This is a genomic window from Streptomyces sp. NPDC059373 (genome assembly GCF_042751495.1).
GTDB lineage: Bacteria > Actinomycetota > Actinomycetes > Streptomycetales > Streptomycetaceae > Actinacidiphila.
The window spans coordinates 49,947-71,748 of sequence record NZ_JBHYXC010000014.1; the positions used below are offsets into that span (position 1 = coordinate 49,947).

General features: G+C 71.6%; 24 protein-coding genes. 17 read left to right on the forward strand and 7 right to left on the reverse strand.

The genetic code is table 11. The features are described from left to right. Window positions 1-11: 11 nt before the first annotated feature. Together ACFXJ5_RS20340 and ACFXJ5_RS20345 are read right to left on the reverse strand one after the other, a co-directional pair. Window positions 12-929 (reverse strand): 2-hydroxy-3-oxopropionate reductase, encoded by a 918-nt coding sequence (locus ACFXJ5_RS20340; RefSeq protein WP_384632544.1) that lies wholly within the window; start codon window positions 927-929, stop codon window positions 12-14. Window positions 930-944: 15 nt separating this feature from the next. Beyond that, window positions 945-1,769, reverse strand: coding sequence for a TIM barrel protein (locus tag ACFXJ5_RS20345; protein WP_384632547.1), 825 nt, complete (start codon window positions 1,767-1,769; stop codon window positions 945-947). Between the two features lie 122 nt (window positions 1,770-1,891). Between ACFXJ5_RS20345 and ACFXJ5_RS20350 the strand changes: the two genes are divergently transcribed. The 7 genes from ACFXJ5_RS20350 (at window position 1,892) to ACFXJ5_RS20380 (ending at window position 7,419) form a co-directional block, all read left to right on the forward strand. Next, entirely contained in the window at window positions 1,892-2,143 is a 252-nt protein-coding gene (locus tag ACFXJ5_RS20350; RefSeq protein ID WP_384632857.1) for a hypothetical protein, read from the forward strand. A gap of 53 nt (window positions 2,144-2,196) precedes the next feature. Further along, entirely contained in the window at window positions 2,197-2,520 is a 324-nt protein-coding gene (locus ACFXJ5_RS20355) for a helix-turn-helix domain-containing protein (RefSeq protein ID WP_384632860.1), read from the forward strand. A 111-nt stretch (window positions 2,521-2,631) separates the two neighbouring features. Beyond that, on the forward strand, window positions 2,632-3,135 hold the full coding sequence (uraD, locus tag ACFXJ5_RS20360; RefSeq protein ID WP_384632549.1) for a 2-oxo-4-hydroxy-4-carboxy-5-ureidoimidazoline decarboxylase: 504 nt from the start codon (window positions 2,632-2,634) through the stop codon (window positions 3,133-3,135). Beyond that, complete coding sequence (gene uraH, locus ACFXJ5_RS20365; protein ID WP_384632552.1) at window positions 3,132-3,518, forward strand: hydroxyisourate hydrolase; 387 nt, start codon at window positions 3,132-3,134, stop codon at window positions 3,516-3,518. The genes uraD and uraH overlap by 4 nt, the downstream gene beginning before the upstream one ends. 5 nt (window positions 3,519-3,523) lie before the next feature. Then, the gene (gene pucL, locus ACFXJ5_RS20370) at window positions 3,524-4,438 is read left to right on the forward strand and encodes a factor-independent urate hydroxylase (protein ID WP_384632555.1); all 915 of its coding nucleotides are present in this window, start codon (window positions 3,524-3,526) and stop codon (window positions 4,436-4,438) included. A gap of 14 nt (window positions 4,439-4,452) precedes the next feature. Next, a complete protein-coding gene (locus tag ACFXJ5_RS20375; protein ID WP_384632558.1) occupies window positions 4,453-5,841 on the forward strand; it encodes an 8-oxoguanine deaminase in 1,389 nt (462 codons plus the stop codon). Window positions 5,842-6,048: 207 nt separating this feature from the next. Beyond that, complete coding sequence (locus tag ACFXJ5_RS20380; protein ID WP_384632561.1) at window positions 6,049-7,419, forward strand: nucleobase:cation symporter-2 family protein; 1,371 nt, start codon at window positions 6,049-6,051, stop codon at window positions 7,417-7,419. Window positions 7,420-7,431: 12 nt separating this feature from the next. On the opposite strand, the gene ACFXJ5_RS20385 is transcribed toward ACFXJ5_RS20380, so the two are convergent. Both ACFXJ5_RS20385 and ACFXJ5_RS20390 read right to left on the reverse strand, forming a co-directional pair. Further along, window positions 7,432-8,535: a PP2C family protein-serine/threonine phosphatase gene (locus ACFXJ5_RS20385; RefSeq protein WP_384632564.1), complete on the reverse strand. Its 1,104-nt coding sequence runs from the start codon at window positions 8,533-8,535 to the stop codon at window positions 7,432-7,434. A 147-nt stretch (window positions 8,536-8,682) separates the two neighbouring features. Next, window positions 8,683-10,287 (reverse strand): glycoside hydrolase family 13 protein, encoded by a 1,605-nt coding sequence (locus ACFXJ5_RS20390; RefSeq protein ID WP_384632567.1) that lies wholly within the window; start codon window positions 10,285-10,287, stop codon window positions 8,683-8,685. Between the two features lie 60 nt (window positions 10,288-10,347). Here ACFXJ5_RS20390 and ACFXJ5_RS20395 point away from each other — a divergent pair, with 60 nt between their 5' ends. Further along, window positions 10,348-10,959: a TMEM175 family protein gene (locus tag ACFXJ5_RS20395; protein WP_384632570.1), complete on the forward strand. Its 612-nt coding sequence runs from the start codon at window positions 10,348-10,350 to the stop codon at window positions 10,957-10,959. Between the two features lie 72 nt (window positions 10,960-11,031). Here the strand turns inward: ACFXJ5_RS20395 and aceB are convergent, their stop codons facing one another. Both aceB and ACFXJ5_RS20405 read right to left on the reverse strand, forming a co-directional pair. Further along, window positions 11,032-12,636 (reverse strand): malate synthase A, encoded by a 1,605-nt coding sequence (aceB, locus tag ACFXJ5_RS20400; protein ID WP_384632572.1) that lies wholly within the window; start codon window positions 12,634-12,636, stop codon window positions 11,032-11,034. Between the two features lie 93 nt (window positions 12,637-12,729). Continuing rightward, window positions 12,730-13,365: an NTP transferase domain-containing protein gene (locus ACFXJ5_RS20405; RefSeq protein WP_384632575.1), complete on the reverse strand. Its 636-nt coding sequence runs from the start codon at window positions 13,363-13,365 to the stop codon at window positions 12,730-12,732. Between the two features lie 30 nt (window positions 13,366-13,395). On the opposite strand from ACFXJ5_RS20405, the gene ACFXJ5_RS20410 reads away from it, so the two are divergent. Together ACFXJ5_RS20410 and ACFXJ5_RS20415 are read left to right on the forward strand one after the other, a co-directional pair. Continuing rightward, complete coding sequence (locus ACFXJ5_RS20410; protein WP_384632578.1) at window positions 13,396-13,908, forward strand: histidine phosphatase family protein; 513 nt, start codon at window positions 13,396-13,398, stop codon at window positions 13,906-13,908. 144 nt (window positions 13,909-14,052) lie between these two features. Then, window positions 14,053-14,361, forward strand: coding sequence for a DUF5955 family protein (locus ACFXJ5_RS20415; protein WP_384632581.1), 309 nt, complete (start codon window positions 14,053-14,055; stop codon window positions 14,359-14,361). Between the two features lie 273 nt (window positions 14,362-14,634). Here ACFXJ5_RS20415 and ACFXJ5_RS20420 read toward each other — a convergent pair whose 3' ends face one another. Further along, window positions 14,635-15,399, reverse strand: coding sequence for an IclR family transcriptional regulator (locus tag ACFXJ5_RS20420; protein WP_384632584.1), 765 nt, complete (start codon window positions 15,397-15,399; stop codon window positions 14,635-14,637). A gap of 211 nt (window positions 15,400-15,610) precedes the next feature. Between ACFXJ5_RS20420 and allB the strand changes: the two genes are divergently transcribed. The 7 genes from allB (at window position 15,611) to ACFXJ5_RS20455 (ending at window position 21,690) form a co-directional block, all read left to right on the forward strand. Beyond that, window positions 15,611-16,966 carry an allantoinase AllB gene (gene allB / locus ACFXJ5_RS20425; RefSeq protein WP_384632587.1) on the forward strand — a complete coding sequence of 452 codons (1,356 nt, stop codon included), beginning with the start codon at window positions 15,611-15,613 and terminating at the stop codon, window positions 16,964-16,966. Continuing rightward, window positions 16,963-18,066, forward strand: coding sequence for an allantoicase (alc, locus tag ACFXJ5_RS20430; RefSeq protein ID WP_384632590.1), 1,104 nt, complete (start codon window positions 16,963-16,965; stop codon window positions 18,064-18,066). Before allB ends, alc begins: the two co-directional genes overlap by 4 nt. A gap of 133 nt (window positions 18,067-18,199) precedes the next feature. Then, window positions 18,200-19,021 carry an AIM24 family protein gene (locus ACFXJ5_RS20435; RefSeq protein ID WP_384632593.1) on the forward strand — a complete coding sequence of 274 codons (822 nt, stop codon included), beginning with the start codon at window positions 18,200-18,202 and terminating at the stop codon, window positions 19,019-19,021. Window positions 19,022-19,066: 45 nt separating this feature from the next. Further along, window positions 19,067-20,140: a PucR family transcriptional regulator gene (locus ACFXJ5_RS20440; RefSeq protein WP_384632596.1), complete on the forward strand. Its 1,074-nt coding sequence runs from the start codon at window positions 19,067-19,069 to the stop codon at window positions 20,138-20,140. Window positions 20,141-20,162: 22 nt separating this feature from the next. Next, window positions 20,163-20,432 (forward strand): hypothetical protein, encoded by a 270-nt coding sequence (locus ACFXJ5_RS20445; RefSeq protein ID WP_384632598.1) that lies wholly within the window; start codon window positions 20,163-20,165, stop codon window positions 20,430-20,432. 8 nt (window positions 20,433-20,440) lie between these two features. Next, entirely contained in the window at window positions 20,441-20,653 is a 213-nt protein-coding gene (locus ACFXJ5_RS20450; RefSeq protein WP_384632601.1) for a hypothetical protein, read from the forward strand. Between the two features lie 197 nt (window positions 20,654-20,850). Beyond that, a complete protein-coding gene (locus ACFXJ5_RS20455) occupies window positions 20,851-21,690 on the forward strand; it encodes an alpha/beta fold hydrolase (protein WP_384632603.1) in 840 nt (279 codons plus the stop codon). The last annotated feature ends 112 nt before the right edge of the window (window positions 21,691-21,802 follow it).

Sequence of the window (21,802 nt, forward strand, 5' to 3'; positions counted from 1 at the left end):
AAGTCTGGGTGTTACGCCTCGACGCCCGAGAGGCGGGCGACGCCGCGCAGCAGGGCGGAGTGGTCCAGGCCGCCGTCGCCCTGGGCGCGGAGAGAGGCCACGAGGTTCGCCACGACCGCACCGACCGGGAGGGCGGCACCGACGTTGCGGGCGGCGTCGGTGACGATGCCCATGTCCTTGTGGTGCAGGTCGATCCGGAAACCGGGGGCGAAGTCGCGGGTCAGGAAGTTCTGCTTCTTGCGGGTGAGGACCGTGGAGCCGGCGAGGCCGCCGTTGAGGACCTCCAGCGCGGCTTCGAGGTCCACGCCGGACTTCTCCAGGAAGATCACGGCCTCGGCGCACGCCTGGATGTTGACCGCGACGATCAGCTGGTTGGCCGCCTTCACCGTCTGGCCGGAGCCGTGCGGCCCGCACAGGATGATGGTCTTGCCCAGCGCCTCGAGGATCGGCTTGGCCTCGTCGAAGTCGGCCTGCTCGCCGCCCACCATGATGGACAGTACGGCCTCGATGGCACCGGCCTCTCCGCCGGAGACGGGGGCGTCCAGGACGCGGATGCCCTTCTCGGCGCCGGCCTTCGCCAGGTCGACGGAGGTCTGCGGGGTGATCGAGGACATGTCGATCAGCAGGGCGCCGGACTTGGTGTTCTCCAGGATGCCGTCCTCGCCGTAGGCGATCGCCTCGACGTGCGGGGAGGCGGGGACCATCGTGATGACGACGTCGGCGTCCTTGACCGCCGCGGCGATCGAGGCGGCGGCGGTGCCGCCGTTCGCGGCGAGGCGGTCGAGCTTGTCCTGCTCCAGGGTGTAGCCGGTGACGTCGTAACCGGCCTTGATCAGGTTCTCGGCCATGGGGGAGCCCATGATGCCGAGGCCGATCCAGGCAATCGCCGGGCGGGTAGGGCGGGAAGATCCGGCAAGTGCGGTGCTCATGATGTCCTCTCGAGGTCAGTTGTCGGCGAGCCAGCGGAAGGAGGCGGGGCTGCCGTCGGGGCCGGGCTTGTACTCCAGGCCGACCCAGCCGTCGTAACCCGCCTTGCGCAGGCGGCCGATCAGCTCGGTGAGCGGCAGCGCGCCCGTGCCGGGGGCGCCGCGGCCGGGGTTGTCGGCGATCTGGACGTGCCCGGTCTTGTCGGCGTAGCGGTCGATGACCTCGGACAGGTCCTCGCCGTTCATCGACAGGTGGTAGAGGTCGAGCAGGAACTTCGCGTTGCCGAGGCCGGACAGGGCGTTGACCTTGTCGACGACGTCGACCGCGGCCGGGGCGCTGACCAGCGGGTACAGCGGCGACTCGGGCTGGTTGAGGGCCTCGACGAGCAGCACCGCACCGATCCGGTCGGCGGCCCGTGCGGCGATCACCAGGTTCTCCAGGGCGAGCCGGTCCTGCTCCTCCTCGGACACGCCCTCGACCCGGTTGCCGTACAGCGCGTTGAGCGCCTTGCAGCCGACGGAGGCGGCGAAGTCGGCCGCCACGTCGATGTTGGCGCGGAACCGGTCGGACTCCTCGCCGGGGATGGACAGCGCGCCCCGGTCGGGTCCGGGGAGCTGCCCGGCGTAGAAGTTCAGGCCGACCAGCTGCGTACCGGCGTCGGTCAACGCCTCGCGCAGGGCGTCGAGTTCGGACTTCGCCGGAACGGGGGCGTCGATCCAGGGCCACCACAGCTCAACGGCGGTGAAACCGGCCGCTGCGGCGGCCGCGGGGCGCTCCAGGAGCGGGAGTTCCGTGAAGAGGATCGAGAGGTTCACATCGAAGCGCGTGTCGTCGAGGCTCATCCGGGGCGCTCCTTCCGTATTGCGGAAACAATATTCTGCTTAACGGAAGACTGAATGAGTCCGGCGGCCGTTGTCAAGGGGGTGGGTGCGACTCCGACCTGCGCGGCTACCGTGGGGGCATGGTGCGACTGAGATTGGAATTCACGACCGAGCCGTTCGACCTGGACGAGGCCCCACGGCACGCGCTCGTCGCGCGCGAGGTCGTGCAGACGGCGGACCTGGACGCGGTCGACGTCGGCCCGTTCGGCAACACCGCCGAGGGCAGTGTCGACCAGGTGGTGGCGGCCGTGGGGGACGTGCTGCGGCGGAGCCTGGACGCCGGGGCCACGCGGGTCTCGCTGCAGGTCAACGTTATCGGGGAGGGCGGCCGGTGAGCGGGGTCGGGGATCACCCATTCAGTGCGGCGGTCAAGCCGCTCGTCGACGCCATGGGCGCCGAGCTGGTCGCCGTCGGTGAGGCGCGCGGCGACGACGTCGTGCTCAGCTGGGAAGGCGAGGAGGTCGTTGCCGTACGGCTGCCGCACCTCGCGGACTCGCTGGAGCACATCCTGGCGGACCTGCGACGCCGGCACGGCAGGGCGCTGTCGGAGCTGGACCGCAAGGACAAGCAGACGGTGGTGCGGATCCTGGAGGAGCGGGGCGCGTTCTCGGTCCGGCACGGGGTCGAGACGGTCGCCTCGGCCCTCGGCGTCAGCCGCTTCACCGTCTACAACTACCTGAACAGGGAGAATGCGGCCAAGGAGCGGGAGTGACCCGCCGCCGGCGGTGCTCATCCGGGTACTGACAGCCATATGGCCGCAATGTAACCGGAAGTTTTCAACAAAGTGTTGACGCGGTGTGTCGGGCGCTCGTAGCTTGCGGATGTGACTTCCAGCGCTACGCCGGGCCTGTCCCGGTTCAACTCGGCCGACGAGCCGGAGGCGGCCCGGCTGCTGCACGAGGTGTGCGGCAGCCGGACATGGGGCGCGGCAGTCGCCGCGGGCCGCCCGTACGACAGCCTCGACGCACTCCTCGGTGCCGGTGACGCCGCCATGGCGGCGCTGACCGCCGACGACCTCGCCGAGGCGATGGCCGGGCACCCGCCGATCGGCCGCCCCCGGCCCGGCGACCCGACCTCGGCGCGGGAGCAGAGCGGAGTGCAGGCATCCCTGCGCGAGGAACTGCTCGAACTCAACCTCGCGTACCAGGACCGGCACGGACACGTCTTCCTGATCTGCGCCACCGGACGCACCGGCGACGAGATGCTCGCCGCTCTCAAGGAGCGGATCGGCAACGACGCGGACACCGAACGCGAGATCGTCCGCACCGAACTGGGGAAGATCAACCGTATTCGCCTTGCCAGGCTCGTCGAGGAGGACCCGTCATGACGTCCGTGTCCACGCACATCCTGGACACCAGCATCGGCCGCCCCGCCGAGGCCGTGGCCGTCGAGCTGGCGGTCCGCAGCGGCGGCGCGGACGCCCCCTGGGCACCGCACGGCGCGTCCAAGACCGACGCCGACGGGCGCTGCAAGGACCTGCCGGAGCTGCCGGAGGGCACCACACACGTACGGCTGCGGTTCGAGACCGAGCCGTACTTCACCAACCACCAGCAAGCCGAGGAACAGCAGGACGCCCCCCGCGTAAGGGACAGCGGAGCCGGAGCTTTCTTCCCGGAGGTGGCGATCGTCTTCGCCGTCGAGCCGGGCGAGCACTATCACGTACCGCTGCTGCTCAACCCGTTCGGCTACTCCGTATACCGAGGGAGCTAGCACCGATGCCCACGTATCTCGGCCAGAACCAGTACGGCAAGGCGGAAAACCGCGTCGTCAAGATCACCCGCGACGGCGCGACCCACCACATCAAGGACCTCAACGTCTCCGTCGCCCTCTCCGGCGACATGGACGAGGTCCACTACTCCGGCAGCAACGCCAACGTCCTGCCGACCGACACCACCAAGAACACCGTCTTCGCCTTCGCGAAGGAACACGGCATCGAGTCGGCGGAGGCCTTCGGCATCCACCTCGCCCGGCACTTCGTCACCAGCCAGGAGCCGATCAAGCAGGCCCGCATCCGCATCGAGGAGTACACCTGGGAGCGGATCCCGGCCTCCGACGCCAACTCCCGCTTCATCGGAGCGGACGAGGTCCGGCACTCCTTCGTACGCAAGGGCCAGGAGACCCGGATCAGCGAGATCACCTTCGACGGCGAGAGCTGGCAGGTCATCTCGGGTCTCACCGGGCTGGTGGTCATGAACTCCACCAACTCCGAGTTCTGGGGCTACGTCAAGGACAAGTACACGACCCTCAAGGAAGCCCACGACCGGATCCTCGCCACCGAGGTCAACGCCCGCTGGCGCTTCAACTGGACCCACGACGACCAGCGCGCGCCGCAGTGGGAGCGCTCGTACGAGCAGGCCCGCAAGCACCTCCTCGAGGCCTTCTCCGAGACGTACTCCCTGTCTCTGCAGCAGACCCTCTACGCGATGGGCTCGCGGGTCATCAACAGCCGCTCCGAGATCGACGAGGTCCGCCTCTCGCTCCCCAACAAGCACCACTTCCTGGTGGACCTGAGCCCCTTCGACCTCAAGAACGACAACGAGGTCTACTTCGCGGCCGACCGCCCCTACGGCCTCATCGAGGGCACCGTCCTGCGCGACGGCGTCGAGGCCCGCATCCCGGTCACGGACTGAAAGGCGCGCCGATCATGACTGCATCCGCATCGACAGAGCGCATTGTCATCGAGAACTGTTCGGTCGCGACGGTCGACGCCGACGACACCGAGTACGCCACCGGGTATGTCGTCGTCGCCGGCAACCGCATCGAGTCGGTCGGCGCCGGCCCCGCACCGGCGGGACTCGAAGGCGTCGTGCGCAGGGTCGACGGCACCGGGCATCTGCTGACCCCCGGCCTGATCAACACCCACCACCACTTCTACCAGTGGATCACCCGCGGCCTGGCCACCGACCACAACCTCTTCAACTGGCTGGTCACCCTCTATCCGACCTGGGCACGCATCGACGAGCAGATGACGTACGCCGCCGCGCAGGGCTCCCTCGGCATGATGGCCCGTGGCGGCGTCACCACCGCCATGGACCACCACTACGTCTTCCCGCGGGGTTCGGGCGACCTGTCCGGGTCCATCATCCGGGCCGCCTCCGAGATGGGCGTACGTTTCACCCTCGCCCGGGGCTCCATGGACCGCGGCACCTCGGACGGCGGCCTGCCACCGGACTTCGCCGTCGAGACGCTGGAGGGCGCCCTCGCCGCCACCGAGGCGACGATCGACCGGCACCACGACGCCTCCTTCGACTCGATGACCCAGATCGCGGTCGCCCCCTGCTCGCCGTTCTCCGTCTCCACCGAGCTGATGAAGCAGGGCGCGGAGCTGGCGCGCCGGAGGGGCGTCCGGCTGCACACCCACGGCAGCGAGACCGTGGAGGAGGAGCAGTTCTGCAAGGAACTGTTCGGCATGGGCCCGACCGACTACTTCGAGTCGACCGGCTGGCTCGGCGACGACGTGTGGATGGCGCACTGCGTCCACATGAACGACTCCGACATCGCCGCCTTCGCCCGTACGAAGACCGGCGTCGCCCACTGCCCCTCCTCCAACGCCCGCCTCGCCGCCGGCATCGCCCGCGTCCCCGACATGCTCGCCGCCGGCGTCCCGGTCGGCCTCGGCGTCGACGGCACCGCCTCCAACGAGTCCGGAGAACTGCACACCGAACTGCGCAACGCCCTCCTCATCAACCGCCTCGGCGCCCACCGCGAGGCCGCGCTCAACGCCCGCCAGGCGCTGCGCCTGGGGACGTACGGCGGCGCGCAGGTGCTGGGCCGCTCGCAGCAGATCGGCTCCATCGAGCCGGGCAAGCTCGCCGACCTGGTGCTGTGGAAGCTGGACACCATCGCCCACGCCTCCATCGCCGACCCGGTCACCGCGCTGGTCTTCGGCGCCGCGGCCCCGGTCACCCTCTCGCTCGTCAACGGCCGCGCGGTCGTCGAGTCCGGCCGCCTCACCACGGTCGACGAGGACGCCATCGCCCGCTCCACCCGCGCCGAGGCCCAGCGCCTCGCCCGGATCGCCGGCCTGGCCTAGCCCTCCCAAGCACAGCCGGTCGGGGGAGGGACGGCCCTCCGACCGGTGCCGGTCCCTGCCCTGACGCAGGTCCCGGCAGACACCGCCCCCGGTCCGAATCCGGGGGCGGTGTCGTACCAGCAGTACCAGCTGCCGCACACCGCTGTCCGCCACCCCTCGCGCGCAACCTCCTTGAACCCGCACCGCGTCACCGACCGGAGGATCACCGTGCCCCACCCCGTAGAGCCCCACCCCGTAGACCAGACACTCCCGCCCGGAAAGCTCGTCACCAGCGGCCTCCAGCACGTCGCCGCCATGTACGCCGGGGTGGTCGCCCCGCCGCTCGTCGTCGGAGCGGGCGTCGGCCTGTCCACCGCCGACATCACCTTCCTGATGAGCGCGAGCCTGTTCACCGCCGGCCTCGCGACCCTGCTGCAGACCCTCGGCATCTGGAAGATCGGCGCCCGCCTGCCCTTCGTCAACGGCGTCTCCTTCGCCGGCGTCGCCCCCATGCTGGCCATCGCCAAGTCCGCCGCCCCCGGCCACGCCCTGCCGGTCATCTACGGCTCGGTGATCGTCGCCGGAGTGCTGGGCTTCGCCCTGGCCCCGTACTTCTGCCGGCTCATACGCTTCTTCCCGCCGGTCGTCACCGGCTCCGTGATCACTTTGATCGGCATATCGCTGCTCCCGGTGGCCATCAACTGGGCCCAGGGCGGCAACGCCCAGGACCCCGGCTACGCCTCGACCTCCAACATCGCGCTGGCCGCCGCCACTTTGGTGATCGTCCTGGTGCTGCGGCGTGTGCTCACCGGCTTCCTCCAGCAGATCGCCATCCTCATCGGGATGCTGCTCGGCACCCTGGTCGCCGTACCGCTCGGCAAGACCGACTTCGGCGCGATCGGCCAGGCCGGGATCATCGGCTTCCCCACGCCGTTCCACTTCGGTGCGCCGGAGTTCTCGGTGGCCGCCATCATCTCGATGTGCGTGGTGATGCTGGTCTGCATGACCGAGTCGACCGCCGACATCCTGGCGCTGGCCAAGATCGTCGACAAGCCCGCCGACGCCGCCGTCCTCACCGCCGGCATCCGCGCCGACGCCCTCGGCTCCGCCGTCAGCCCGCTCTTCAACGGCTTCGCGTGCAGCGCCTTCGCCCAGAACATCGGCCTCGTCGCCATCACCAAGGTCCGCAGCCGCTTCGTCGTCGCGGCCGGCGGCGGCATCCTCGTCCTCCTCGGCCTCTGCCCCGCCCTCGCCTCCGTCATCGCCCTCGTGCCGCAGCCGGTGCTGGGCGGCGCGGGCCTCGTCCTGTTCGGCTCGGTCGCCGCGAGCGGCATCAGGACACTGGCCGACGCCGGGCTGGACGACGGCAACAACCTGCTGATCGTCGCCGCGTCACTGGGCGTCGGCGTCATCCCCGTCGTCTCCGACACCTTCTACTCCCACTTCGACGAGCACCTGCGCATCATCCTGGACTCCGGCATCAGCACCGGCTGCCTGGTCGCGGTCGTCCTCAACCTCGCCTTCAACCACCTGGGCCGGGCGGCGCCCGCCGTCGCCGAAAGCCCCGCTCCGGTCAGCGAGCCGCTGCGCACTCCCTGACGACCTCCGGGATCACTTCCGGCTGATGGCCAGCAGCGCCATGTCGTCGGTGCCCCGGCTGCGGGTGTGCCGGTGGACGCCGGCGACCAGGGCGTCGAGGAGGGCGCCCGGACCGTCGAAGTGGCCGCCTGAGAGGGCCGGGCCCGGGTCGTAGAAGACGCCGGCGGCGTTGCGGGCTTCGGTGACTCCGTCGGTGTGCAGCAGCAGGGTTGAGCCCGGCGGGAAGGGAAAGCAGTCCACCGGGTCCGGGCCCGTGCTGTGGAAGAGCCCGCCGAGGCCCAGGGGGAGCATGGCGCGGGAGGGCTCGGCGAGGCGTACGGAGCCGTCGCCGGCCAGCAGCAGCGGTGCCGGATGGCCGTGGTTGAGCAGCCGGATCTGGTCGGCGCCGGGTGGCGCTTCGGCCAGCAGCGCGGTGGCGAAGCCCTCCATCCGGTCCAGCCCGGCCCGCCGGTCGGCCTCACGGACCAGCGCGCGCTCCAGGCGGGCGGCGAGCCCGGGCAGTCGGGGCTCCTCGTCGGCCGCCTCACGGAAGGTCCCGAGCAGGACGGTCACCGCCTCGACGGCGTCCAGACCCTTGCCGCGTACGTCGCCGATGATGCACCGCAGCCCGAAGGGGGTGTCCTGGACGGCGTACAGATCCCCGCCGATCTGCGCGTTCTCCTGGGCGGCTTCGTACCGTACGGCGATCCGGAACGGGCCGATGCGCTGCGGCGGCTCCGGCAGCACCGCGCGCTGGACGGCGGCCGCGATGCTGCGCGCGGAGCGCACCCGCTGGTCGCGGATGTGCAGCAGGCGGTTGACGACCACCGCCATCACCGAGATGGCCACCGTGGAGGCCAGTTCGGTCATGCCGCCGGAGTCGCCCAGGAAGCCGAAGTGCGCCAGGAGCGCGGCGTCGACGGCGCAGGCGGCGATCCCGGTCAGGACGGTCGCGCGCAGCGACAGCAGCGGTGCCGCGACCATCGGCGCGACCGAGTACAGGGCGGTGGCGCTGAAGTCCGGCGACGTGAACCAGTCCAGCAGCCCGCCGCCGACCAGCAGCACGACGGGCAGCAGTCCGAACCAGCGCACCACATCGCGCCCGCTGCCGTCGTCTACGTCGCCGCCTCTCCCCACCTGCGCGCTCCCGCCAAATCGGCTTGTCCGTTACACCCTCCCCGCCCCTCAGCCGCCCGGCCAGCCGTGTTGCGCCTCCCGGGTGACACACACTGGACCCGATCCGTCCTACGCCGTGATCGCCATGGACGGCACCGTCGCGGCGGGCTACGCGGACGTCCGGAGCCACACCGCCGTGTCGGGCGGCAGCAGGCCGTCGCCGTCCAGGTCGCCGCCGGCGAGCAGGACCTCGTTGTACGCGGGCAGCGGGACCGGCGCGGGGGAGAGGTTGCCGACGTAGGTGAAGCCGGAGCCGCGGGTGAAGGCGAGCACGCCGTCCGGGGCGGGGAGCCAGGTCAGGGGGCCGTCGCCGAGGGTGGAGGCGGTGCGGCGCAGGCGCAGGGCGGTGCGGTAGAGCTCGAGCATGGAGGTGGGGTCGCCGGTCTGGGCGGCGGCGGTGTGCGACTTCCAGGCCTCGGGCTGGGGAAGCCAGGTGCCGTCCGGCCCGAAGCCGAAGGGCGGTTCGTCGCCGGTCCAGGGGAGCGGGACGCGGCAGCCGTCGCGGCCGAGGTCCACGCCCCCGGACTGGACGAACGTGGGGTCCTGGCGCAGCTCCGCCGGGATGTCCTCGACCTCCCACAGGCCGAGCTCGTCGCCCTGGTAGACGTACACACAGCCCGGCAGGGCCATCGTGAGCAGCGCGGCGGCCCGGGCCCGGCGGGTGCCGAGGGTGAGGTCGGTGTCGACGCCGAAGACGCGGTGGCCGTCCTCGGCGTACGAGGTGTCGGCGCGGCCGTAGCGGGTGACATGCCGGGTCACGTCGTGGTTGGACAGCACCCAGGTCGCCGGGGCGCCGACGGGCGCGTGCTCGGCGATCGTACGGTCGATGACCGCGCGCAGCCGCCCCGCGTCCCAAGGGGACTGCAGGAAGGCGAAGTTGAAGGCGGTGTGCAGCTCGTCGGGGCGCAGGTAGGCGGCGAAGCGCCGGGGGTCGGTGACCCAGATCTCGCCGACGAAGGCGCGCTCGCCGTCGTACGTGTCGATGATGCGCCGCCAGGAGCGGTAGACGTCGTGCACCCCGGGCTGGTCCCAGTGCGGCGGCGTCGCCCCGGCGGGCAGGCTCGCCCGGTCGGGCAGCCCGGCGGCCTTGACCAGCAGGTCGGCGACGTCGATCCGGAAGCCGTCGACGCCCCGGTCCAGCCAGAAGCGCAGGATGGACTCGAACTCGGCCCGCACCTGCGGCCGTTCCCAGTTCCAGTCCGGCTGCGCCGGCGCGAACAGGTGCAGATACCACTCCCCGTCCCCCACCCGAGTCCAGGCCGGCCCGCCGAACGTCGACTGCCAGTCGTTCGGCGGCAGCTCACCCCGCTCACCGCGCCCCGCCCGGAAGTGGAACAGCTCCCGCTCCGCCGACCCGGGGCCTGCGGCGACGGCCGCCCTGAACCACGGATGCTGGGCGGAGCAGTGGTTGGGCACCAGGTCGACCAGCACCCGGATCCCGTGGCCATGCGCCTCCGCGATCATCGCCTCCGCCTCGGCCAGGCTCCCGAACAGCGGGTCGATGTCCCGGTAGTCCGCGATGTCATAGCCGCCGTCCGCCATGGGCGAGCGATACCACGGGCTGATCCACAGCGCGTCCACCCCCAGATCCCGCAGATACGGCAGCCGCGACCTGATCCCGGCGATATCGCCGACACCGTCGCCGCTCCCGTCCGCGAAGCTGCGCGGATAGATCTGGTAGATGGCCGCTCCGCGCCACCACGGGGAGTTCATGGACCCGAAGCTAGCCGATGTGAGTTGCGGGTGGGACGCCGTGCACGGTGGACTGGCCGGATGAATGAGTCAGGGCGCGTCGAGGCGTTCAGCGACGGGGTGTTCGCGATCGCGATCACGCTGTTGATCCTGGAGATCAAGGTGCCGAAGGGTGCGGGGGACCGGCTGTGGTCGGCGCTGGGGGAGCAGTGGCCCTCGTATGCCGCTTATGCGGTGACGTTCCTGGTCATCGGCATCATGTGGGTCAACCACCACACCGTGTTCGGCTACATCGCGCATGTGGACCGGCGGCTGCTCTTCCTCAACCTGGTGCTGCTGATGGGTGTGGCGGCGCTGCCGTGGCCGGCGGCGCTCATGGCCGAGTACCTGACGGAGCCGAATGCCTCGCATGTCGCCGCGGCGGTCTACAGCGGCTTCATGGTCTTCCATGCGCTGGTGTTCCAGCTGCTGTGGTGGCATCTGACGAAGAGCGGGCACCTCTTCGACGACCGGGTGGACGCCGCCGCGGCGCGGGCGACCCGGGGGCGGTTCGCGCTGGGGTCGGTCGTGTACCCGGTGACTGTCGGGCTGGCGTTCGTGTCGGCGCCGTTGACGCTGGCGGTGCATGGGGTGTTGGCCGTGTACTACGCGTTCAATCAGGTGCCGGTGCCCGAGCGGGCCACGTCGTCGTGAGGGGAATGCCCACCCTGCCACCCGCTGGGCGACGGACCGTTGCCGACGCCCAGCGGGTGAGGACGGTCGGGGTCAGCCGACCAGCTGCTCGTATGCGGGCAGCGTCAGGAAGTCGACGTACGTCTCGTCGAGGGCGGTCCTGAGCAGCAGGTCGTGGGCCTGCTGCCACTTCCCGGCGGCGAAGGCGTCGTCGCCCACCTCGGCGCGGATGGCGGCGAGTTCGTCGGCGGCGAGGCGGCGGACCAGATCGGCCGTCGCCTTGTCGCCGTTGTCGGCGAAGACGACGCCGGCGTTGATCCACTGCCAGATCTGGGAGCGGGAGATCTCGGCGGTGGCGGCGTCCTCCATGAGGTTGAAGATGGCGACGGCGCCCATGCCGCGCAGCCAGGCCTCGATGTAGCGGATGCCGACCTGGACGGCGTTGCGCAGGCCCTCGTACGTGGGCCTGGCCTCGAGGGAGTCGATGGCGAGCAGCTCGTGGGCCTCGACGTGGACGTCCTCGCGGAGGCGGTCCTTCTGGTTGGGCCGGTCGCCGAGGACGGCGTCGAAGGAGGCGCGGGCGATGGGGACGAGGTCGGGGTGGGCGACCCAGGAGCCGTCGAAGCCGTCGGCGGCCTCGCGGTCCTTGTCGGCCTTGACCTTCTCGAAGGCGACCGCGTTGACGTCGGCGTCGCGCCGGGAGGGGATGAAGGCGGCCATGCCGCCGATGGCGTGGGCGCCGCGCTTGTGGCACGTACGGACCAGCAGCTCGGTGTAGGCGCGCATGAAGGGGGCGGTCATGGTCACCGCGTTGCGGTCCGGGAGGACGAACTTCTCCCCGGCGTCACGGAAGTTCTTGACGATGGAGAAGAGGTAGTCCCAGCGGCCGGCGTTCAACCCGCTGGCGTGGTCGCGGAGTTCGTAGAGGATCTCCTCCATCTCGAAGGCGGCGGTGATCGTCTCGATGAGGACGGTGGCGCGGACGGTGCCCTGCGGCACGCCGACGTAGTCCTGGGCGAAGACGAACACGTCGTTCCACAGCCGCGCTTCGAGGTGCGACTCGGTCTTCGGGAGGTAGAAGTACGGGCCCTTGCCCTTGGCGAGCAGCCGCTTCGCGTTGTGGAAGAAGTACAGGCCGAAGTCGACCAGGCCGCCGGGGACGGGCTCGCCGTCGACGGTGAGGTGGCGCTCGTCGAGGTGCCAGCCGCGGGGGCGGGCGACGACGGTGGCGAGCTCGGCGTCGGGGCGGAGGGCATAGGTCTTGCCCTCGGGGGAGGTGAAGTCGATGCGGCGCTCGTAGGCGTCGATGAGGTTGACCTGGCCGCCGATGACGTTCTGCCAGGTGGGGGCTGAGGCGTCCTCGAAGTCGGCGAGCCAGATCCTGGCGCCGGAGTTGAGGGCGTTGATGGTCATCTTGCGGTCGGTGGGGCCGGTGATCTCGACCCGGCGGTCGTTGAGCGCGGCCGGGGATTCGGCGACCTGCCAGTCTCCCGCGCGGACATGTGCGGTGTCCGCGAGGAAGTCCAGGGTGCCGGTGCGGGCGATCTCGTCGCGGCGCTCCTTGCGGCGGGCGAGCAACTCGGCCCGGCGTGGTGCGAAGCGGCGGTGGAGCTCGGCGACGAAGGCCAGCGCCTCGTCGGTCAGCACCTCCTCCGCGCGTTCGACAGGGGGTGCGGTGTCCGCGACGACGGCTGACATGAGGCTGACTCTCCTTGCCTGGAGACCTGGCACTGAGTGCCGAGGTCCGGGGTGTTTCTGCTGCGTGGAGCATAATTTCTGCATTGCGGAAGTTCAATATTTTGTGGCACGGGGTGCACGGGTCTCGCCGGTGGTCCGTAGAAGCCGCAGGTCGTCCGGGGTGTCGATATCGGCCGGATCGGCGACGTCTCCGCACTCGACGAGCCTGATCTCCGGCTCGTGCTGCTTCAGATAAACGCGTGCCCCCTGGTCGCCCACCGCATGCGCCGCCACGCCCCGCCAGTGCTCCGCGCCGAGGAGTACCGGATGCCCCCGCCTCCCGTCGTACGCGGCTGCCGCCAGGCTCGCCGGCGACCGAAAGGCGGCCGCCACCCGCGCCACCGCCGCCGCGCCGATCCCCGGCTGGTCGACCAGGGCCACGACGACCGCCCGGGCGCCACTGCCGCTGCCGGCCAGGGACTCCAGGCCGGCCCGCAGCGAGGACCCCATCCCCTCGGCCCAGTCCGGGTTGACGGTCACCGTGCAGCCGCTGAGGTCCGCCCGTGCGCGTACGTCCTCGGCCGCCGCGCCCAGCACGATGTGCACGGGCCCGCAGCCGCCCTCGCGCAGAACGCGCGCCGCGTGCTCGACCAGCGGCCGGCCGTCGTACTCCAGCAGCGCCTTGGGCCGCCTGCCGAGGCGCCGGCCGCCGCCGGCCGCCAGCAGAAGCCCGGCGATATGTTCGGTCATGCTCCCTGCATACCAGGGAATGCTGCGGATATGACCGTTCTCCTCGCCGTGCGCCACGGTGAGAGCGCCGCCAACGCCGACCCGGCTGTTCTCGAGTCCGTCCTCGACGGGCGCCGCGACGACGCCGGCATCCCCCTCACCCCGCGCGGCCGCGAGCAGTGCGTGCGGCTCGGGCGTGAGCTGCTGGGCCTGGATCCCGTCGAGCGGGTGCTCTGCTCGCCGTACCGGCGGTGCCGCGAGACGGTCCGTATCGCCGCCACGGAGTTCGCGCGGGCGGGCCGGGCGCTGCCGGCTGTCGAGTACGAGGAGGGGCTGCGGGACCGTGATGTGGTGAGCGGTGAACGGCCGGCCGAGGTGGCACTGCGGGTGGGGCGGGTGCTGGGCGGGCTCGACGAGCGGCGTGTGGTGCTCTTCGTCGTCCATGACGCGGTCGTGCTGACACTGTGTCGTCTGGTCGAAGGGGTGCCGCCGGACGAGCCGGTGGGGAATGCGTCGATTACCCGCCTGACCGTCGCCAACCCGACCTTTGGCCAAGGAAGTTGAAACGGATTTCGCTCTCTGTATAGCGAGCCGTGCTGTGTGTCGCGTTTACTGTCCTCCCCGCGTTCCGCGAGGGAGTCAGACGGTTGTGCGAATTGCAGGGGGCATAGCTGTGGGGAATATTCTGTGGTGAAGGACCGGGGCGGCGTGAGTGCTGCGCTTTACGACGGGGGGAGCGTGGACCCGAGAGTCGAGGCGCTGCGCGCCTCCGTGGCCCGGCTCAACCGTGAACTCGCCGGGTACCGGGCGGAGTTACCGGACCGGGGCATCGCCGAACAGGAACTCGTCGTACTGGCGGCGGAAGCGGCCGCCGGCGCCCCGGAGAACGAGCGGCTGCGGCGCTCGCTCCTGGTCATCGCCGGCGCGCTCGGCTCCGTGAGCGCGCTGGGGAGCGCGCTCACCGAGGTCCGTCGCGCGATCGAACTCTTCGGGGGGCCGCCGCTGAGTGAGGACTAGGCCCTGTCGTCGAAATGGCGCCGGCCGCCCGGAGGGCGGGTCCCGCGGCGTCTGGCGCGGTGCATCGCAAGGCGGAGATTCGCCCTCGTGGGCTACTCGGGCGATTCGACAACGCAGCGAGGCGCCGTGCCAGGTGTCGCGGGACAGGCGGGATTTTGACGACAGGGCCTAGGGCCGTCCGGGTCCAGGGCGTCCTCCCCGGAGTCGGGGACGCGGGGGAGGACGCCGTCGGGGCGTTGCCGGGATGCGGGCAGGGCGGCGTTCCCCCAGCCGTCAGGCAGCGCCGTTGCTGGCCAGGGCCACCGAGAGCTGCCTCGCCACGTTCTGGAGGATGGGCACGATCTTGTCGGTCGCGGCCTCGGTGACCCGGCCGGCCGGTCCGGAGATGGAGATCGCGGCGGCTGTCGGCGAGTCCGGCACGGTCACCGCGAGGCAGCGGACCCCTATCTCCTGCTCGTTGTCGTCGAGGGCGTAGCCCAAGCTGCGGATCCGCTCCAGCTCCGCCAGGAAGGTGTCGGGCTCGGTGATCGTCTTCTCGGTCGCGGCGGGCATCCCGGTGCGGGCGAGCAGCGCCCGTACCTCCTGCGGCGGGACGTGCGCGAGCAGCGCCTTGCCGACGCCGGTCGAGTGCGGCAGCACGCGCCGCCCGACCTCGGTGAACATCCGCATGGAGTGCCGCGAGGGCACCTGGGCGACGTAGACCACCTCGTCGCCGTCGAGCAGTGCCATGTTCGCCGTCTCGCCGGTCGCCTCGACCAGTTCCGCGAGGTAGGGCCGGGCCCAGGTGCCGAGCAGCCGGGCGGCACTCTCGCCGAGCCGGATGAGGCGCGGGCCGAGGGCGTAGCGGCGGTTGGCCTGCTGGCGTACGTAACCGCAGTCGACCAGGGTCCGCATCAGGCGGTGGATGGTGGGCAGGGGCAGGCCACTGCTGGTGGACAGCTCGCTCAGGCCGACCTCGCCGCCGGCGTCGGCCATCCGCTCCAGCAGGTCGAAGGCGCGTTCAAGGGACTGCACGCCCCCGGCGCGGTCTGACGACACATGCGTTCCTTTCCAGGCGGATGGTGGTAGGCGGGCAGCCTACCGGCCGCAACGCGCTCCGCGATCTCCGTTGAGTGCCCTGCTGTGGGAGGTACCTACGGCAGGTGTTGCGAAAATCGTATTTCGCCTGGTGGAATCAGCCAAGTGGCCTTGACGGGGCATCGTGCCCTACGGCAAATTCAACAGAACGTTGAAAAGAAGGAGGCCGCGCATGCCCGACGCAGTCGACACCGTCCTGCGCTCGACCCGGGTCGTCACGCCGGAGGGGACGCGCCCGGCGGCGGTCGCGGTCACCGGGGGCAGGATCAGCGCCGTATGGCCGTACGAGACCGAGGTCCCGGCCGGTGCGCGGCTCGTGGAGCTGGGTCACGACGCGCTGCTGCCCGGCCTGGTCGACACCCACGTCCACATCAACGACCCGGGTCGCACCGAGTGGGAGGGCTTCGAGACCGCCACCCGCGCGGCGGCGGCCGGCGGCGTCACGACGCTGATCGACATGCCGCTCAACAGCATTCCGCCGACCACCACCACCGAGCACCTGGACATCAAGCGGGACACCGCACGCGGCAAGGTCCACATCGACGTCGGCTTCTGGGGCGGGGCGGTGCCCGGCAACGTCAAGGACCTGAAGCCGCTGCACGACGCCGGGGTCTTCGGCTTCAAGTGCTTCCTGCTGCACTCCGGCGTCGACGAGTTCCCGCAGCTCAGCCCACCCGAGCTGGAGGAGGCGATGACGGAGATCGCCCGCTTCGACGGCCTGCTCATCGTGCACGCCGAGGACCCGCACCTCATCGACGGCGCCCCCCAGCCCGAGGGCCGCAGGTACGCCGACTTCCTCGCCTCCCGCCCCCGGGACGCCGAGAACACCGCCATCGACGGGCTGATCGCGCTCGCCAAGCGACTGGACTGCCGGGTGCACGTACTGCACCTGTCCTCCGCCGAGGCGCTGCCGCTGATCGCCGCCGCCAAGCGCGAGGGCGTACGGCTCACGGTGGAGAGCTGCCCGCACTACCTGACGCTCACGGCGGAGGAGGTCCCGGACGGCGCGACGGAGTTCAAGTGCTGCCCGCCGATCCGCGAGGCCGTCAACCAGGACGCGCTGTGGCAGGGGCTGATCGACGGCACGATCGACTGCGTGGTCTCCGACCACTCGCCGTCCACCGCCGACCTCAAGCACTTCGACACCGGTGACTTCGGCCAGGCCTGGGGCGGCATCTCCTCCCTCCAGCTCGGCCTGCCGGCCATCTGGACCGAGGCCCGCCGCCGAGGCCGCACCCTGGACGACGTGGTGCGCTGGATGGCCCAGGCCCCGGCCGCCCTCGCCGGGCTCACCGGCACCAAGGGCGCCATCGCGCCCGGGTACGACGCCGACTTCGCCGTCCTCGCCCCCGACGAGACCTTCACCGTGGACCCCGCCGAGCTGCACCACCGCAACCGGGTCACCGCCTACGCGGGCCGCACCCTGCAGGGCGTCGTACGCGCCACCTGGCTGCGCGGGCAGCAGATCGCCGACCACGGCACCCCGACCTACCCCTCCGGCCAGTTGATCGAAAGGGAGACCAGGTGACCCAGATCGCCCGCTTCACCGGCGACGCCCAGCCCTACCCCGGAGGGGACCCGTACGCGGACTACCGCAGCGCGGAGCTTCCCTTCACCGACCTCGTGGACCTGGCCGACCGGCGCCTCGGCGCCGGGGTCATCGCGGCCAACGACGAGTTCTTCGCCGAGCGCGAGAACCTGCTCGTCCATGAGCGGGCCGAGTTCCGGCCGGAGTACTTCGGCCACAAGGGCCAGATCATGGACGGCTGGGAGACCCGCCGCCGCCGGGGCGCCGACACCGACACCCCGCACCCGGTCGACGCCGAGCACGACTGGGCCCTGATCCGGCTCGCCGCGCCCGGCGTCATCCGGGGCATCGTCGTCGACACCGCCCACTTCCGGGGCAACTACCCGCAGCAGGTCGCCGTCGAGGCCACGTCCGCTCCGCTGTCCGCCTCCCCGGAGGAAGTGGCCGGCGCCGACTGGACCGAGATCGTGCCGCGTACGGCCATCGGCGGCCACGCCTCCAACGGCTTCGAGGTCAGCACCGCCCGCCGCTTCACCCACCTGCGCCTCAAGCAGTTCCCGGACGGCGGCATCGCCCGGCTGCGCGTGCACGGCGAGGTCGTGCCCGACCCGGCCTGGCTGGCCGCGCTCGGCACCTTCGACCTCGTCGCGCTGGAGAGCGGCGGCGCGGCGGAGGACGTGTCCGACCGCTTCTTCTCCTCGCCGGTCAACCCGATCCTGCCGGGCAAGTCCCGCCGGATGGGCGACGGCTGGGAGACCCGCCGCCGCCGCGACAAGGGCAACGACTGGGTCCGCTACCGCCTCGCCGAGCAGGGCGTGATCCGCGCCGTCGAGATCGACACCGGCTACTACAAGGGCAACGCGGCGGGCTGGGCCGCCCTCTCCGGCCGCGACGGCGAGACGGGGGAGTGGTTCGAGATCCTGCCGCGCACGCGGTTGCAGCCCGACACCGTCCACCGCTTCGTCGTCGACGCCCCCGCCGCCACCCACATCCGCGTCGACACCTTCCCCGACGGCGGCATCGCCCGCCTCCGCCTGTACGGCTCCCTCACCCCCGACGGCGCGGCCCGCCTCGCCGCCCGCTGGGAGGAACTGGCCTAGGCCGAAGATCCGCACGGCCCGCGGTGGTTCCTCACGCGGGCCGTGCGGCCGCTGCCGGAGCCGTACGGGCACGGGCTGGTCACACCCCGGGGCCGGGCGGAACCGAATCCTCCCCGTCGGTCGTTGGAGCGGCATGACCCTGAAGCAACAAATCGTCGGCAATGCCATGCAGATGGCCGTGTGCACCCTGGAGCCCGGCCAGACCGTCTACTGCGAGGCCGGAAAGTTCCTGTTCAAGACGTCGAACGTGACGATGGACACCCGGCTGGGCAGCGGCGGGTCCGGCGGGCAGCCGGGCCAGGGCGGCGGAGGCGCCGGCGGGGGCATGGGCGGCATGCTGCGTCAGGCGATGGGCACCGCGATGCAGGTCGGCCAGCGGGTGCTGGCCGGCGAGAGCATCGCCTTCCAGTACTTCACCTCCACCGGCGGCGAGGGCACCGTCGGTTTCGCGGGCGTGCTGCCCGGCGAGATGCGGGCGCTGGAGCTGGACGGGGCGCGGGCCTGGTTCGCGGAGAAGGACGCCTTCGTCGCCGCCGAGTCGACCGTGGACTTCGGCATCGCCTTCCAGGGCGGCCGGCAGGGCATGAGCGGCGGCGAGGGGTTCATCCTTGAGAAGTTCACCGGTCGCGGCACCGTCATCATCGCCGGCGCGGGCAACTTCATCGACCTCAACCCCGCCGACTTCGGCGGCCGCATCGAGGTCGACACCGGCTGCATCGTCGCCTTCGAGGAGGGCATCCAGTACGGAGTCCAGCGCATCGGCGGCCTCAACCGCCAGGGCCTCATGAACGCCGTCTTCGGCGGCGAGGGCCTGTCACTGGCCACCCTGGAGGGCAACGGCCGCGTCATCCTCCAGTCCATGACGATCGAGGGACTCGCCAACGCCCTCAAGAAGGCCCAGGGCGGCGACAAGCAGGGCCCCACCGGCGGGCTGTTCTCCACCCACGCCGGCTGACCGGACCGTATGGCTCTGCCCCTGACCACTCCTACACTCGGCACCATGAAAGGACTGCTGCTGCGGCTCTCGGCGCTCGACGCCGACGCGGCCGCCGCGCTGCGGGTGATCGCCCACTTCGAGGCGCTGCTGACCGGCCGCCTGGACGCGGAGTCGCTCGTACGGTCCACGGCCGGCCTCGCCGAATGCCCCGCCGGGCTCGAGCTGGACGGCCGGGTCGTGAGGTTCGGCCCGACCGGCGCCGCGCCGCCCGCGGGGGACCGGCCGGACGGCGTGGAGTTCGCGCCGGGCGGCCGGGTCTGGCTGGAGCGGGAGGGCGAGCCCGGGCCCTTCGACGACCTCGTACTGGAGTGGATGGCCATCGCCGCCGGCGTGCTGGCCGGCCGTGGCCAGGACATACGGGCGCCGCATGTGGCCGACCCGGCGCTGCTGGAACTGGTCCTGTCGGAACGCGAGGCGGTCGAGGACCGCGCCCGGGCCCTCCGGCTGCTGGGCCTCGACCCCGGCCGGCCCCTGCGGGTCCTGGCCGTCGCCGGCATGGCGGCCGTCGCCACGCTCGGCCGCCGCGAGCTGTCGCCCGGTGTGCGGGTGGCCAGCGTCGGGCCCCTGGTCGTGGCCCTGGTGCCGGGTGCGGAGTCGCCGGCCGGCGAGCTGCGGGCCGTGATCGGCCGGCACGGCGCACAGCTCGCCGAGGGCGTACGGATCGGGGTCGGCGGCAGCGTCGAACCACTTCACGCGGGGGCCTCGTGGGCGCAGGCCCGGCTCGCCCTGCGGTTCGCCGCCGCCGGGGTGCCCGAGGAGGCCGTCATCGACCACGACGACCTCGGGCCGGTGGCACTGCTGGCCGAGATCCCCGTCGAACGGCTCCGCGCCCAGCCCGACGTCCGCGCCCTCCGGGCCCTGGCCGACGGCAAGGCCGGTGACTCCGCCCTCGCCGCCCTCGCCGCCTTCTGCCGCACCGGTACGCTCCGGCAGGCCGCCGCCGAGCTCCACCTCCACCACAGCACCGTCGCCGTCCGTCTCGCCCAGGTCGAATCCGCCCTCGGCTGGCACCTCACCGACCCCCGCGACCGCTTCCGCGCCCAACTCGCCCTCCACGCCCTGCGGCTGGCCGCGTAGCGGCTGGGGCCGCCTGCACCGGGTGCGCGGCCCGGTCGCGGGTGGGTCGGGGGCGCGCAGCTTCGGCATCGCCTTGCGCGGCTGGCGCGAGTGCGTCTCGCCGCTGGAAACGGGGCTGGCCGCCGGGCTCGACACCGGGATGTTCCGGTCGGTCGGCGGGCGCAGGCCGGAGTCGATCGCGGCGTGGCCTGTACGTTCACAACTGGGCGACCGCGCCGAGGAGGAGGCGCTCGTCGCCGACCTGCGTGTCACCGCCGCCGCCTACCCCGCCGCGGGCGCCTGGCCGCGCTGATCGACCACATGATCCGTGCCAACCCGCGCTTCGCCCGCCTGTGGTCCAACGGCTCCGCCGGAGCCCTGAGCGGTGACCGCAAGACCGTCGCGCACCCCGTGGTCGCCGGCCTCGACTTCCGCATCGTCACGTACACCGCCGAGCCGGACACCGCCGCCGAGTCGAACTTGGACGCGCTGCGTAGGAGCGTACGAGCGACCGCCCGGCCCGCCGACCGGTAACCGCACCCACCCTCACCCCACCCTCACCCCACCCTCAGGCCGACACCGCCGCCGTCGTGCTGCCCGCTGAAGTGCCCGCGTTCGCCCAGGCGCAAAGAAAGTTCACGGTCGTTATGAGAGTTCACTTGCGTGAAGAAGTGCGGGCTCCCTATAGTCATGAGAGTCAGCTCTCAGGAACTCGATGACAAGGACCCACCATGGCCGCTCGCACTCCCGACTCCACCCCCGCCCCCGTCTCCCGGACGGTCGGCTTGACCGGCGGCCTGTCCGTCACCATCGACGAGTACGGCGAGAACTCCGAGGGCACCGGCGTGCTGATGCTGCACGGCGGCGCCGGCCCCCGCACGATGGCCGGGATCTCGGCCGCGCTCTCCGAGCACGTGTACGTCGTCACGCCGACCCACCCCGGCTTCGACGGCACGCACCGCCCGGAGCGGTTCGACTCCGTCGCCGACCTGGCTGTCGCGTACCTCGATCTGCTCGACACCCTGGACCTGAAGGGCGTCATGGTGATCGGCAACTCCGTGGGCGGCTGGATCGCCGCCGAGATGGCCCTGCGCGACAACCACGGTCGGATCGGCGCGCTGGTCCTGGTCAACGCGGTCGGCATCCACGCCCACATGAAGGAGAACCGGATCGTCGACCCGCGCACCATGCCCCCGGCCGACGTGAGCCAACTGTCCTTCGCCAATCCGGCGTTCCGCCCCGACTTCGCCTCGTTCAGCGACGAACAGCGGGCCGCCGCGGCCGCCAACCAGCGGACGCTGGCGGTGTACGGGGGCAAGGGGTTCACGTACGACCCGAAGCTGCGCGGCCGCCTGCACCGGGTCACCGTGCCGGTGCTGGTCGTGTGGGGCGAGCAGGACGGCATCGCGCCCCTGAAGTACGGCCGCGGCTACGCCGACTCGTTCCCCGACGGCCACTTCGCCCCGATCCCCGACGCCGGGCACTTCCCGCACATCGAGCAGATGGGACGCACGCTCGGGGCCATCGGCGACTTCGTCGACACCGTCGTCAGGCCCGACGCGACAGCCTGACCCCGCCACGTACACCCACCCCACCCCCCGCCCGCCGCGTGTTCCAGGCCGGCCTGGCCCTGTTCACCGCCGGATCGCTCGCCTGCTCGCTGGCCCCCGGCCTGCCCTGGCT

Coding starts and splice junctions, on each gene's coding strand:
- ACFXJ5_RS20340 (WP_384632544.1), bottom strand. CDS start 929: ATGAGCACCGCACTTGCCGGATCTTCCCGCCCTACCCGCCCGGCGATT.
- ACFXJ5_RS20345 (WP_384632547.1), bottom strand. CDS start 1,769: ATGAGCCTCGACGACACGCGCTTCGATGTGAACCTCTCGATCCTCTTC.
- ACFXJ5_RS20355 (WP_384632860.1), top strand. CDS start 2,197: ATGGGCGCCGAGCTGGTCGCCGTCGGTGAGGCGCGCGGCGACGACGTC.
- uraH (WP_384632552.1), top strand. CDS start 3,132: ATGACGTCCGTGTCCACGCACATCCTGGACACCAGCATCGGCCGCCCC.
- pucL (WP_384632555.1), top strand. CDS start 3,524: ATGCCCACGTATCTCGGCCAGAACCAGTACGGCAAGGCGGAAAACCGC.
- ACFXJ5_RS20375 (WP_384632558.1), top strand. CDS start 4,453: ATGACTGCATCCGCATCGACAGAGCGCATTGTCATCGAGAACTGTTCG.
- ACFXJ5_RS20390 (WP_384632567.1), bottom strand. CDS start 10,287: ATGAACTCCCCGTGGTGGCGCGGAGCGGCCATCTACCAGATCTATCCG.
- ACFXJ5_RS20395 (WP_384632570.1), top strand. CDS start 10,348: ATGAATGAGTCAGGGCGCGTCGAGGCGTTCAGCGACGGGGTGTTCGCG.
- aceB (WP_384632572.1), bottom strand. CDS start 12,636: ATGTCAGCCGTCGTCGCGGACACCGCACCCCCTGTCGAACGCGCGGAG.
- ACFXJ5_RS20405 (WP_384632575.1), bottom strand. CDS start 13,365: ATGACCGAACATATCGCCGGGCTTCTGCTGGCGGCCGGCGGCGGCCGG.
- ACFXJ5_RS20410 (WP_384632578.1), top strand. CDS start 13,396: ATGACCGTTCTCCTCGCCGTGCGCCACGGTGAGAGCGCCGCCAACGCC.
- allB (WP_384632587.1), top strand. CDS start 15,611: ATGCCCGACGCAGTCGACACCGTCCTGCGCTCGACCCGGGTCGTCACG.
- ACFXJ5_RS20435 (WP_384632593.1), top strand. CDS start 18,200: ATGACCCTGAAGCAACAAATCGTCGGCAATGCCATGCAGATGGCCGTG.
- ACFXJ5_RS20440 (WP_384632596.1), top strand. CDS start 19,067: ATGAAAGGACTGCTGCTGCGGCTCTCGGCGCTCGACGCCGACGCGGCC.
- ACFXJ5_RS20450 (WP_384632601.1), top strand. CDS start 20,441: ATGATCCGTGCCAACCCGCGCTTCGCCCGCCTGTGGTCCAACGGCTCC.
- ACFXJ5_RS20455 (WP_384632603.1), top strand. CDS start 20,851: ATGGCCGCTCGCACTCCCGACTCCACCCCCGCCCCCGTCTCCCGGACG.